Annotated in this window: 10 protein-coding genes and 1 other RNA gene; 2 read left to right on the forward strand and 9 right to left on the reverse strand. The window is 66.7% G+C overall.

Features of this window, described 5'->3' with window-relative positions:
• Position 1: 1 nt before the first annotated feature.
• Positions 2-2,872: an HAD-IC family P-type ATPase gene (locus GZ64_RS0106160; RefSeq protein WP_029265518.1), complete on the reverse strand. Its 2,871-nt coding sequence runs from the start codon at positions 2,870-2,872 to the stop codon at positions 2-4.
• Between the two features lie 114 nt (positions 2,873-2,986).
• Positions 2,987-3,356: a transfer-messenger RNA gene (gene ssrA, locus GZ64_RS19670) on the reverse strand.
• A 141-nt stretch (positions 3,357-3,497) separates the two neighbouring features.
• On the opposite strand from ssrA, the gene GZ64_RS0106165 reads away from it, so the two are divergent.
• Positions 3,498-4,163 (forward strand): SIMPL domain-containing protein, encoded by a 666-nt coding sequence (locus GZ64_RS0106165; RefSeq protein WP_021198646.1) that lies wholly within the window; start codon positions 3,498-3,500, stop codon positions 4,161-4,163.
• A gap of 6 nt (positions 4,164-4,169) precedes the next feature.
• On the opposite strand, the gene hflX is transcribed toward GZ64_RS0106165, so the two are convergent.
• Positions 4,170-5,681, reverse strand: a complete 1,512-nt coding sequence (gene hflX / locus GZ64_RS0106170) for a GTPase HflX (RefSeq protein WP_029265519.1) — start codon at positions 5,679-5,681, stop codon at positions 4,170-4,172.
• 68 nt (positions 5,682-5,749) lie between these two features.
• On the opposite strand from hflX, the gene GZ64_RS0106175 reads away from it, so the two are divergent.
• Entirely contained in the window at positions 5,750-6,391 is a 642-nt protein-coding gene (locus GZ64_RS0106175; protein ID WP_021198644.1) for a class I SAM-dependent methyltransferase, read from the forward strand.
• Positions 6,392-6,428: 37 nt separating this feature from the next.
• On the opposite strand, the gene dapF is transcribed toward GZ64_RS0106175, so the two are convergent.
• The 6 genes from dapF to recA are packed head-to-tail and all read right to left on the reverse strand — an operon-like array spanning position 6,429 to position 12,332.
• Positions 6,429-7,301, reverse strand: coding sequence for a diaminopimelate epimerase (dapF, locus tag GZ64_RS0106180; RefSeq protein ID WP_029265520.1), 873 nt, complete (start codon positions 7,299-7,301; stop codon positions 6,429-6,431).
• 9 nt (positions 7,302-7,310) lie between these two features.
• Positions 7,311-7,859, reverse strand: a complete 549-nt coding sequence (locus GZ64_RS0106185) for a dihydrofolate reductase family protein (protein WP_029265522.1) — start codon at positions 7,857-7,859, stop codon at positions 7,311-7,313.
• Between the two features lie 34 nt (positions 7,860-7,893).
• Positions 7,894-8,805, reverse strand: a complete 912-nt coding sequence (gene miaA / locus GZ64_RS0106190) for a tRNA (adenosine(37)-N6)-dimethylallyltransferase MiaA (protein WP_029265523.1) — start codon at positions 8,803-8,805, stop codon at positions 7,894-7,896.
• Between the two features lie 11 nt (positions 8,806-8,816).
• Positions 8,817-10,364, reverse strand: a complete 1,548-nt coding sequence (gene miaB, locus GZ64_RS0106195; protein WP_029259025.1) for a tRNA (N6-isopentenyl adenosine(37)-C2)-methylthiotransferase MiaB — start codon at positions 10,362-10,364, stop codon at positions 8,817-8,819.
• 49 nt (positions 10,365-10,413) lie between these two features.
• Positions 10,414-11,283, reverse strand: coding sequence for a regulatory protein RecX (locus GZ64_RS0106200; protein WP_029265525.1), 870 nt, complete (start codon positions 11,281-11,283; stop codon positions 10,414-10,416).
• Complete coding sequence (gene recA / locus GZ64_RS0106205; RefSeq protein ID WP_021198638.1) at positions 11,283-12,332, reverse strand: recombinase RecA; 1,050 nt, start codon at positions 12,330-12,332, stop codon at positions 11,283-11,285. Before recA ends, GZ64_RS0106200 begins: the two co-directional genes overlap by 1 nt.
• Between the last annotated feature and the right edge of the window lie 166 nt (positions 12,333-12,498).

Here is a 12,498-nt window from a genome sequence, read left to right on the forward strand (position 1 = left end):
GTCAGGGGCGACCCGACCCCATCGAACTCTCGAGTATCCGCCCGAAGGTGCGGGAGACCGGTGGCGTCCACAGCAGCACGATGATCGCGGCCGCGAACGCGACCGTCAAGGCCGCTCCCCAGTCCCAGCGGTCTCCGAACACGAGGACGACCGCACTCAACGCGATCGCGATGCCGAGGAAGATCGTGAGCATGAGGCGGGAGAGCCCGCTTCCGCGGCGGACCCCGGCGGCGACGGCGAAGACCAGAAGACCGAACAGGGCGATGGCGGCACCGGTGAGCGAGAAGGCCGAGGCGCTCACGTCCGGGTCGTAGCGTCCCAGGAACACCAGTATCCCGAAGCCCGTCGCCAGCGCGCCGAAGACGTATGCGAGCACGGCGACCACCGTGGTGATCACCGTGGCGACGGGGGCCGACGAGGAGACGGGCACCGTGGAGGAGGACGTCGTCACGCGTGGAGCGTTCCTCGTCGGCACCGTCAGCACCAGACGGCGATGCACGAAGCGCACAACTTCGATGGCCGCGACCATCACGATCGTGATCCCGGTGAGCGCGACGGCGAGGTCCTCCCCCGGGTCGACGAGCACGAAGAACTCGCGAGCGAGCGGGATCGTGAACACTGCGATGAGGAAGATGAACATCGCCCCGACGACCGCCACCTTGAACCGGTTGAGCGGGCGGGCGAGGACCGCCAGAATCCAGATGCCGACGACGGCCAGGATCACGGTGGCGCCCGTGCGCAGCTGCTCCTCGTGCACACCGAGTCCACGCGCGACGAACGTGTACCAGGTCAGCCCGAGCGCGACGACGATGCCCGACGGGATCGCGAAACTCAAAGACCGTCGGAGGAAACCCGGCACGTAGCGCGCCGCGTTCGGCATGAGCGCGAGGAAGAAGGCGGGGATGCCGATCGTGAGGCCGTCCGTGATGGAGAGCTGTCGCGGCAGGAACGGGAACTCGAGGAGGAACGCCCCGAAGATGATCGCGAGCAGTGTCGCGTAGACCGTCTTGTTCAGGAACAGCATCGACACGCGCTCGATGTTCGCGATGACCTGGCGCCCCTCGGCGACGACGTCCGGCAGGTGCGAGAACTGTCCGTCAAGCAGCACGAGCCTCGCAACGGCCTTCGTGGCCGGCGAGCCCGAGTTCATCGCGATGCCGATATCCGCGGACTTTATCGCGAGGGCGTCATTGACACCGTCTCCGGTCATCGCGACGGTGTGTCCGTGGCTCTGCAACGCCGTCACCATGCGCTTCTTCTGCTCGGGGGTGACGCGCCCGAACACCGTGTGCTGGTCGAGCACGTCGGCGAGCTGGGCGTCATCATCGGGAAGCTCTCTGGCATCGAAGCCGTCGGCCACGTCGAGACCGACTTCTCGGGCGATGGCCGCCACCGTACGCGGGTTGTCGCCGGAGATGATGCGGATGCCCACCTGCTGGCGCCCGAAATAGGCGAGTGTCTGAGCGGCGTCGGGGCGCACCTGCTCGCGGAAGGTCAGCACGATGATGGCCGCGAGTCCGTCAGGGAGCCGCTCGGAGTCGACGTCGGCGTCCGAGAGCGTCGCGTGCGCGTGGCCGAGCACGAGAGTGCGGCGGCCCGTCTCGGCGAGTGCCGTCACGGTGCGCCCCAGCTCCGTCTCCGCCGATGTGGCCGCATCGCCGAACACCATCTCCGGTGCTCCCATCACCCAGGTCCCAGGGATGCCGGTGAAAGACGCCGCACTCCATTTTCGTGCAGATGAGAACGGGATGTACCCCGACACGACGAGTGGCGAGGCGACCGGGTAGGCCGTCCGCATCGACCGTGCTGTCGGGTTCGCATCGGGCGCCGCGGCATACCAGGCAAGCGCCGCCGCCGCGTCCTCTGCCTGTTCCGGGGCGAGGCCGTGGAGGCGATGTGCCTCGTCGAAGCCGATCTCCCCGACGGTGAGCGTGCCGGTCTTGTCGAGGCAGATGACGTCGACGCGCGCGAGGCCTTCCACAGCCGGTAGTTCGTTCACCAGAACCTGCCGGCGTGCGAGTCGTGAGGCTCCGACGGCGAAGGCGATGCTCGTCATGAGTACCAGGCCGAGCGGGATCATCGCCGTCAACGACGCGATCGTGTTCACCACCGCCTGTACCCACGCGCCGTTCGAGAACACGGTCGTGTAGCCGCCGAGCACGATGATCTGCGCGTTCAGGACGAGCAGGCCGACGGGGCCGATGATCCAACTCACCCATTTCAGCACCCGGTTGACCGAGGTGCGCAGTTCACTCGAGACGAGGGAGAAACGCTTCGCCTCCCCGGCGAAGTGGTTCGCGTAGGAATCGGCGCCCACGCGGGTCGCGATCGCGGTCCCCTCCCCTGCGACGACCACGGCTCCGGACAGCGCATCGTCGCCGGGCTGCTTCTCGACCGGGTCCGACTCCCCGGTGAGCATCGACTCATCGATCTGGAGCCCGCGCGACGCGAGAACCCGCGCATCGGCCGGCACCTGCTCGCCGGCGCGGAGCACGAGGACGTCGTCGAGGACCACGTCGCCGGGGGCGATCTCCGCCTCCTCGCCGTCTCTCAGCACCAGCGCACGCGGCGCGTTCATCAGCGCCAGACGATCGAGCGCCGACTTCGCCCGGAACTCCTGCACACATCCGATGATCGCGTTCGCGAACGCGGCGAGTCCGAAGAGTGCGTCCTGCCAGCGTCCGACCAGGAACAGCACGAAGAAGCAGGCGAAGACGATGCCGTTGAAGAGCGTGAACACGTTCGCGCGCACGATGCTCCAGGCGCTGCGACTCGTGTCGGCAACGAAGGCGTTCGTCTTTCCGGCGGCGACGCGTTCGGAGACCTGAGCTTGCGTGAGACCGATTGAGACGTCTGCGGGGGTCGTGTCCACAGACTTCAATATAGGTCCACGACATCGGTACCCAGGCGTCTGAGCGGACATGAAAAGACCCGCCTCCCTAGTGATCACTGGGGAGGCGGGCCTCATTCCTGTGTGACAGCGACATGGTGGAGCTGGGGGGAATCGAACCCCCGTCCAACGCTGAGTCTCCACGCCTTCTCCGGGCGCAGTCTGTGAAGACGTTCTGCTCGGCTCCGACCTTTGTCACAGACACCTAAGTCGACGAGCCCAGCCTGGGAAGAGTCCCACGTGACGTCCAGACGCCATCACGCAGCAAGATTCCTAGATGACGCCAGGATCCGTATCGGAATCACATACGGCCTGACGGACTATCGGGCTCGCTTATGCAGCGAGGGCGAAGTCGTTGCGCTTGGTTTCGGCAACTATTGTTTTGCAGAGAGCGTTTACGAGATAACTCTGCATCCTCGGCCCGCTTCTCGTGGATTCACAGGCGCTGTCGAAACCGATCAGCCCCGTGGTCCTTCTCTCGAAGGAGCCGCTGTCACACTGTGGAATTACCATCCCGGGTGAGGAACACCCGAGCATCACAGACTACAACGTTCTCCGCCGCCACGCCATTCCACGGCGGGTCCAGCCGCTGGCGTAGAGTCGCCCCATGAGCGAAGTCACCGTCACCGTCCGCGGCGAGCATGAAGCGCGAGTCGCGCCGGAGCGCGCCACCATCCGTGTCGGGGTACGCGCCGAGGGCCCCGAGCGCACCACGGTCGTCGAGAACGTGATGCGGCTCGCCGAGCCGGTGCGCGCGAGCATCACCGAGCGCGCAGACGCCGGCAGCGTCGTCGACTGGACCAGCAAGCGGCTCTCGGTGCGCGCCGAACGCCCCTGGAGCAGCGAGGGCAAGCGCCTCGCCCCCGTCTACTACGCCAGCATCGACTACACCGCCACCTTCGCGGAAGCATCCGAGCTCTCGCTGTGGGTCTCCGACATCTCCCCCTGGGACGGCGTCGAGGTCGGCGGGGTGGACTGGCACCTCACGCCCGAGACACGCACGCGGATCGAGCGCGATGTGGCGGCGGACGCTGTCGGTGTCGCCGTGACCCGGGCCGAGGCTTACGCGGGCGCGCTCGGCCTCGGTGAGGTCACGCCGCTGGAGATCGCCGATACCGGCCTCATCTCCAGCGGACAGCCGTCACCTGGGGCTCCGATGCTCAAAGCGCGTGGAGGTGTGGCGTTCGCCGCCGACTCGGCACCGGCCATGGAGTACGAGCCCGAGGAGATCGTCATCTCCGCAACGGTGGAGGCGCGGTTCCTCGCGCGATAGTCGCGTTCAGCCGTGGGCGGTGAAAGGAGCCAGTTCCGCGGCGAGACGCTCTGACACGCGTGCATGCACCGCGGTGCCATCCTCTCGATGGTCCACGGAGAGGAGCATGCCCGACTCGTGGATCGCTGCCACGAGATCGCCGCGGTCATACGGAATCACGGCATGCACCTCGACGGCGGGCTTCGGGAGCGCTTCTTCGACGGCTGCGCGCAGTTCCGCGATTCCCTCGCCCGACCGCGACGACACGAAGTGGGCGTGCGGCTGAAGGCCTCGGAGCACGAGCCTCTCGTCCTCCGCGATCAGATCGGCCTTGTTGAAGACGACGATCTCCGGAAGGTCACGGACGCCGACATCCCCGAGCACGTCGCGCACGGTCTGCAGCTGACCCGCCGGGTCGGGATGCGAACCGTCGACGACGTGGAGCACGACGTCGGCCTCGCCGACCTCTTCCAGGGTCGACCGGAACGCTTCGACGAGCTGATGCGGGAGATTGCGCACGAACCCGACGGTGTCCGTGAGCGTGTAGACGCGACCGTCTTCGGTCTCCGTACGACGCACGGTCGCATCCAGCGTCGCGAACAGGGCATTCTCGACCAGGACGCCAGCGCTGGTCAGCGCATTGAGCAGACTCGACTTGCCGGCGTTCGTGTATCCGGCGATCGCGACGGAAGGAATCGTGTTCCGCTTGCGCTCGGCGCGCTTGGCGTCGCGGGCAGGGCCGAAGTCTCGGATCTGGCGTCGAAGCAGAGCCATCTTCGTGCGGATCCGTCGGCGATCGAGTTCGATCTTGGTTTCACCGGGACCGCGCGAGCCCATGCCTGCGCCGCCGGCGCCGACCTGACCACCGGCTTGGCGGCTCATCGAGTCACCCCAACCGCGAAGACGAGGCAGCAGATACTCGAGCTGGGCGAGCTCGACCTGGGCCTTACCTTCTCGGCTCTTCGCGTGTTGGCTGAAGATGTCGAGGATCACGGTGGTGCGGTCGATGACCTTGACCTTGACGACGTCCTCGAGAGCGCGTCGTTGGCTCGGCGCGAGCTCCGTGTCGGCGATGACGGTGTCAGCCCCGACAGCGGCGACGATGTCTTTGAGCTCCTGGGCCTTTCCGCGGCCGAGGTATGTCGCGGCGTCGGGGTGCGGGCGGCGCTGCAGGACACCGTCGAGCACGACGGCGCCGGCGGTCTCCGCCAGAGCAGCGAGTTCCCGCAGAGAGTTCTCGGCATCTTCCTGCGCCCCCTGGGGGTAAACCCCCACCAGTACGACGTTCTCGAGTCGCAACTGCCGGTACTCGACCTCGGAGACATCCTCGAGCTCTGTCGAGAGTCCACCGACGCGTCGAAGAGCGTGTCGGTCTTCGAGATCCCACTGCGCGCCGTCCGTACTCGCGTGCGATGCCGTCGATTCGTCCTGCAGCGCCTGTGCGGCGCCGAAGACGTGGACGTCCGAGCGCTTCTCCGCGTTCGCGAGCACACGATCGACCGTGTGGTCGTCGGTGGAGGGTGTGGTGGTCTCCGTCATCCGTTCCTTGTCTCTGGGATTTGTTGCGAGCCTTAACCTTAGCCCGCGCTGTCCGGTACGCTCACCGTATGGGGTCAGATCACTACTTCACTGCGGCCCCGGCAAGCCCCGAGAATCTGCGTAAGATCCGCGTATCACTCGCGGGTCGAGAGCTCGAAGTCACCACCGCCGGTGGGGTCTTCAGCCCGGATCGTCTCGACGCCGGCACTGCAGTGCTCCTCGCCAACATGCCCCCGGTACCCCCGGGCGGCGATCTTCTCGACCTCGGCAGCGGTTGGGGTCCGGTGACATTGTCGATGGCCCTGGCCGCTCCCCATGCGACGGTATGGGCCGTCGACGTGAATGAGCGTGCCCTCGATCTGGTGCGTCGCAACGCCGCAGCTCTCGGGCTCACCAATGTCAACGCATCCCTGCCCGACGATGTTCCCGAGCACGTCTCATTCCGCACGATCCGATCGAATCCGCCGATCCGCGTCGGGAAGAACGAACTCCACGGCCTTCTGGAGCGATGGATCCCGCGCCTCGACGAGCGCAGTGATGCCTGGCTGGTCGTGCAGCGCAATCTCGGTGCGGATTCGCTCCAGCGGTGGATCGGATCGACCTTCCAGCCCGGCTACAGCGTCTTCCGCACCGCTACGGGCAAGGGCTATCGCATCCTGAAAGTGCGCAAGCACGGAAACCCGCCGACGGAGCCGATCATTCTCGGATGAGGCCGATGCGGGCCTGACGAAGCCGACGGTCAGGACCTCAGGCGAGGTCGACCTCGCCTTGGAACACGAGCTGAGCCGGCCCGGAGAGAGCGACGTGCTCACCGTCTTCCGCCGGGAACATTCGAACGCCGAGCGTCCCCCCGGGCACCTCGACCTGCCAGTTGCTCGGAGCGTTCTCGCCCGCCCAGTAGCGCACTGCCAGGGCCGTCGCCGCGACGCCCGTGCCGCAGCTCAGAGTCTCTCCGACCCCGCGCTCATAGACACGCATGCTCACATGTCCGATACCGTCGCGCACGAGCGGTTCGCCGGGTACGACGAACTCGATGTTGGCTCCCGCGGGCAGCAGCGGGTCGAGGCCGGGCGCACGGTGGAGCTCGAGGGACGCGAGCTCAGCCTCCGACGCGAGCGCCACCACGACGTGCGGATTCCCGACGTCGATTCCGAGACCTGGACGGGTGACAGACAGGCCGTCCACTCGAACGAGCGGGTCGTCCCCGGAGAGCTTCCACCGGCCGAGGTCGACCTGATATCCCGTCGCGCTTCGGGTGACATCGCGCACTCCCGCCCGCGTGCCGATCGGCAAGGTCGAGCCGGGTTCGATCGCCGCAAGGCCGGAGCGCACGAGATAGTGGGCGAACACGCGGACGCCGTTCCCGCACATCTCGGCGACCGATCCATCGGCATTGCGGTAGTCCATGAACCATTCCGCCTGCGGCTCTTCGTCGAGTGCAGCCGCACCGTCGGGAATCGCCGACGACTTCACCACGCGGAGGATTCCGTCTGCACCGATGCCGAAGTGACGATCGCAGAGCACGGCGACCTGCTCGACGGTGAGGTCGAGCTCACCGTCCGGGTCAGCGATGATGATGAAATCGTTGCCCGTGCCGTGCCCCTTGGTGAATGCGACCATGGGTCCAGTCTAGAGATCGTCGCGGACTTCTCCGTCCCGCGCGAGCCGGTACCGACCGCAGAGAAAGTTCCGGTTTCGCGCCACCTCGATCAACTCGAGGTCGAGTCTGCGCGGAAGCAACGGGGCTCCCGAGCCGAGTGTGACGGGTGCGTACTGCACCCACACCTCATCGAGCAGGCCGGCGTCGGCGAACTGCCCCGCCAGGTCTCCGCCGCCCACGACCCAGAGGTCTTTCCCACCCGCCGCCTGCGCCATCTCCGCGTGCACCGTGCGGATGTCGGCCTGCGTCAGTCGGACATCGCCCTCCTTCGGGAGGTCGAGTCGACGGTGGGTGAACACCCACGTGGGCTGGGTGTACCCCCAGCGGCCCTCTTCATGGCGCATCACCCACTCGTAGGTGGAGGACCCCATCGCCAGAGCGCCGATGCTCCGCTCGAAACCCGTGTACGCCATCGGTCCGTCTTGGTCGATGTCCTGTGTGAGCAACCAGTCCAATGAGTGCTCCTCGGTGGCGATGAACCCGTCGAGGCTGGAGGCCGTGTAGAAGTGCGTCGTCATCCGGCCAGCTTCGCAGCACCCTCCGACATCGAGATCAGGCGTGGAGAAGCGTCACGGCCCGCACCGGAGCCTCCCACCACTCCAGGTCGGGATACCGCTTGAACCAGGACACCTGGCGTCGCGCATAGCGTCTCGTGAGCGCCTGGGTCTGTGCGATCGCCTCACGCTCCGTGAGGCCGCCGTCGAGCTGGGCCAGGGCCTGCGCGTACCCGATCGCGCGAGGAGCCGTTCCTCCACGCTCGAGCCCGTGCGCACGAAGATCCTCGACTTCGGCGAGGAGGCCGCCCTTCCACATGCGCTCGACCCTGGAGTCCAGCCGCTCCACGAGAGAGGGGCGGTCCACATGCAGACCGATGAGACGAGTATGCGGATGCCACAGGACAGGCTTCTCCGGAAGCGAGGCACCGTGCGTCTCGCTCCCCTGCTCGAGGACCTCGAGCGCACGGATGATGCGGCGCGGATTCTGTGGATCGACGCGAGTAGCCGCTTGCGGGTCGAGAGTTCGCAGACGTTCGAGCAGATGCGCGGTCCCTCGGGTCTCGAGCTCTTGTTCGAGACGATCCCGCAGTTCCGGGTCGCGCGGAGGGAATTGGAAGTCGTAGACGACACTCGATACATAGAGACCGGATCCGCCGACGAGGATCGCGTCTCCTCCCCCGCGGTGGATCTCTTCGATCGCCTCACGAGCTCTCGGCTGGTACCACGCGACAGCCGCATCTTCGTCGACGTCGAGTACGTCGAAGAGGTGGTGCGGGATGCCCCGGCGTTCCGTCATCGAGACCTTCGCGGTGCCGACGTCCATCCCGCGATAGAGCTGCATGGCATCGGCGTTCACGACCTCGGCGGGGTTTCCCTCCGCACGCAGCGTCTCGGCCAGCTCGATCGCGAGATCGCTCTTACCGGTGCCGGTCGCCCCGACGATCGCCCAGAGACGTGGCGCTGGCACGTTCCGTCCGGTCACACGCCCACGCGCAGCGTGGGCAGACCGAGCGACACGGCCTTCGGCGCACCGTCGCCGACAGAGGCGGGGACTGCGCACGATTCCGACTGCGATCGATCCCACGCGTCGCCGCCGCGGGTCCGACGGATCTTCAGGGGCGCGCCCGTAGGATCGTCGGCGAGCAGATGGAACGGGGCGCCGTGTGTCACGGTCACGGTCACCACGTCTCCGGGGCGAGGCAGCTCGGACCCCGGGGTCACCTCGAAGTGCACCAACCTGTTGTCTTCGGCGCGTCCCGTGAGGCGGTGTGTCTCGGTATCCTTCTTGCCTTCGCCGGTCGAGACCAGCACGTCGATCTCACGGCCGACCTGCTTCTGGTTCTCCTCCAGCGAGATACGTTCCTGCAGAGCGATCAGGCGGTTGTAGCGGGCCTGCACGATCTCCTTGGGGACCTGATCCTCCATCGTCGCCGCGGGTGTGCCCTCGCGGATCGAGTACTGGAAGGTGAACGCGCTGGAGAAACGCGCCTGCTCGACCACCCGCATCGTGTCCTCGAAGTCGTCTTCGGTCTCGCCGGGGAACCCGACGATGATGTCCGTGGTGATGGCGGCATTCGGGATGCGGGCACGAACCCGCTCGAGGATCCCGAGGAAACGCTCACTCCGGTAGGAGCGGCGCATCGCCTTGAGGATGCGGTCGCTCCCTGACTGGAGCGGCATGTGCAACTGCGGCATCACGTTCGGCGTCTCGGCCATGGCGTCGATCACGTCATCGGTGAACGCCGCGGGGTGGGGACTCGTGAACCGGATCCGTTCCAGCCCCTCGATGTCGCCGGCCGCGCGCAGGAGCTTGCCGAAGGCCTGACGGTCACCGAACTCGACCCCGTAGGAGTTGACGTTCTGGCCGAGAAGCGTGACCTCGATCGCGCCGTCTTCGACCAGGAGACGGATCTCGTTCAGGATGTCGCCGGGGCGACGATCCTTCTCTTTGCCGCGCAGGCTCGGAACGATGCAGAAGGTGCAGGTGTTGTTGCAGCCGACCGAGATCGAGACCCAGCCGCTGTGTGCCGAGTCGCGCTTGGTCGGCAACGTCGAGGGGAAGACCTCGAGCGACTCGAGGATCTCGAGCTCGGCATCGCCGTTGTGTCGCGCGCGCTCGAGCAGACCCGGCAATGAGCCCATGTTATGCGTGCCGAACACCACGTCGACCCAGGGTGCCTTGTCGAGCACGGCCTGCTTGTCCATCTGCGCCAGGCAGCCGCCGACGGCGATCTGCATGCCTTCCTTGCGACGCTTGACGGAAGCGAGGTGCCCGAGGGTGCCGTACAGCTTGCCTGCCGCGTTGTCGCGGACGGCGCAGGTGTTGATGATCACCACGTCGGCCTCGTCACCGTCGACGGCTCTCACATAGCCGGCGCTCTCCAACGAGCCCGAGAGCCGCTCGGAGTCGTGCACGTTCATCTGGCACCCGAAGGTGCGCACTTCATACGATCGCTGTCGTCCGTCGTCGTCGACGGCTGCCGACGACGCGCCGATGATCGTCGGTTCGCTGCGCGGGATAGTCATGATCTCCCCATTGTACGAGCCGTTGCTGAGCTGTCGTGGCGTCCTGGCGTCAGTCCGAGTCGACGAATCGGACCCCGGACGTGGAACCTCCGAAGGAGTTCTCCCGCAGCGCAGCCTTTGCGGCTTTCATCGCCACGGCTCCGTTGTAGCCGCGTCGTGAGAGCTGGCCCACCAGCCGCCGCAGAGCCGTGTCGTGATCGAGCCGACTCATCGACCGCGCCTTGCCGCGAGCGAACTCGAGCGCGCGATCGTCATCGTCGTCCGGCAACTCGTCGAGAGCGCCGTCGATCACATCGCGCGGAATGCCGCGCTGCGCGAGTGCGCGAGACAACGCGACCCGTCCCTGTCCCTTCCGCTCGACGCCCGATGTCACCAGCACGGCAGCGAGGCCGGCGTCGTCGAGATAGCCGCGGCGGGAGAAGTCATCGATCACGTCGTCGACGACCCCACCGTCGAGGCCGACGCCTCGCAGGACCTGTCGGGCCTCCGAGATGGACAACGATCGCGCCCGCAGCTTACGGACGAGAGACTCCTCCGCGGCCACACGCACCTCGTCCGGCGATGCCTTCTCGTCGGCGCCGGCATCGTCGCTCTCTCCGCCGCCGAGTGCGCGAAGATGAGGAGCGGACTTCGTCGGGCGCGTCGACGCTGTGGCGGAACTGCCCCTGATCCCCCGCGCGGGATGACGATCGCTGGGAGTACCCGCGTCGGACGCGTCGATGTGCGAGGCACTGTCCGGAGGGGCATCCCAGGTCGTGCGCCAGACCGCCGCGTCGCTGGCGCGGGGATCGTCCGTCGACTGGTCGTCGCCTTCCGCAAGGCGAGGCGGCGGCGTGTGCGTTTGCTTCTTCGACCCACCGCCGAAGAGGGGGATGATGGGGGCGATCCGGTCGGGATCGCCCCCACGCGTGTCGTTCATCAGGCCGGACGACGCTCAGCGAGCTCGTCTGCAGCTGCCGGTACCGAAGCGGGGCCGCCGATACCGAGCTTCTGCTTGATCTGCGTCTCGATCGCCAGCGCGATATCGGGGTTGTTCAACAGGAAGGTGCGCGCGTTCTCTTTGCCCTGGCCCAGCTGGTCACCGTCGTAGGTGTACCACGAGCCCGACTTCTTCACGATGGCGTGCTCGACGCCGAAGTCGATCAGGCTGCCCTCACGGGAGATGCCGACGCCGTAGAGGATGTCGAACTCGGCCTGCTTGAACGGCGGCGCCATCTTGTTCTTGACCACCTTGACCCTGGTGCGGTTTCCGACGGCGTCGGTTCCGTCCTTGAGGGTCTCGATACGACGGATGTCCATGCGGACCGAGGCGTAGAACTTCAGCGCCTTACCACCGGCGGTCGTCTCGGGCGAGCCGAAGAAGACGCCGATCTTCTCGCGAAGCTGGTTGATGAAGATCATCGTCGTGTTGGTCTGGTTCAGGCCACCGGTGAGCTTACGCAGCGCCTGCGACATGAGTCGCGCCTGCAGACCGACGTGCGAGTCGCCCATCTCGCCCTCGATCTCGGCGCGGGGCACGAGCGCCGCCACGGAGTCGATGACGATGAGGTCGATGGCTCCCGAGCGCACGAGCATGTCGGCGATCTCGAGGGCCTGCTCACCGGTGTCGGGCTGCGACACCAGGAGCGCGTCGATGTCGACGCCGAGCTTCGCGGCGTAGTCGGGGTCGAGCGCGTGTTCGGCGTCGATGAACGCGGCGATTCCGCCTGCGCGCTGAGCGTTCGCGATCGCATGCAGGGTGAGGGTCGTCTTACCCGAGGACTCCGGTCCGTAGATCTCGACGATTCGACCACGCGGGAGGCCTCCGACGCCGAGAGCGACGTCGAGGGCGATGGAGCCGGTGGGGATGACCGCCACGGGGGCGCGCTCATCGCTGCCCAGCCGCATGACCGAGCCCTTTCCGAACTGGCGATCGATCTGGGCGAGGGCGGTCTCGAGGGACTTCTCGCGGTCGGCGGGTGATGGCATGATGTGCTCCTTCTGCGCGCGTGATGCCGCCTGTAGGCTGTCGCGGCTCTCCCGGTTGGGAGAAACTCTCCGACAAGGCGTAATGGCTCTTCGGCTTGTTTTCCACCGTAGGAGAGGCCACCGACATCGATGCGGAGAGCTCACATACCGTGCAGAACAGATTCCC

It is taken from the genome of Microbacterium sp. Cr-K32, assembly GCF_000708345.1.
In the GTDB taxonomy this organism is placed as follows: domain Bacteria; phylum Actinomycetota; class Actinomycetes; order Actinomycetales; family Microbacteriaceae; genus Microbacterium; species Microbacterium maritypicum_A.

Bases quoted from the DNA above. Each gene is read 5' to 3' on its own strand.
- GZ64_RS0106165 (WP_021198646.1), top strand. From the start codon at position 3,498: ATGAGCGAAGTCACCGTCACCGTCCGCGGCGAGCATGAAGCGCGAGTC.
- hflX (WP_029265519.1), bottom strand. From the start codon at position 5,681: ATGACGGAGACCACCACACCCTCCACCGACGACCACACGGTCGATCGT.
- GZ64_RS0106175 (WP_021198644.1), top strand. From the start codon at position 5,750: ATGGGGTCAGATCACTACTTCACTGCGGCCCCGGCAAGCCCCGAGAAT.
- dapF (WP_029265520.1), bottom strand. From the start codon at position 7,301: ATGGTCGCATTCACCAAGGGGCACGGCACGGGCAACGATTTCATCATC.
- GZ64_RS0106185 (WP_029265522.1), bottom strand. From the start codon at position 7,859: ATGACGACGCACTTCTACACGGCCTCCAGCCTCGACGGGTTCATCGCC.
- miaB (WP_029259025.1), bottom strand. From the start codon at position 10,364: ATGACTATCCCGCGCAGCGAACCGACGATCATCGGCGCGTCGTCGGCA.
- GZ64_RS0106200 (WP_029265525.1), bottom strand. From the start codon at position 11,283: ATGAACGACACGCGTGGGGGCGATCCCGACCGGATCGCCCCCATCATC.
- recA (WP_021198638.1), bottom strand. From the start codon at position 12,332: ATGCCATCACCCGCCGACCGCGAGAAGTCCCTCGAGACCGCCCTCGCC.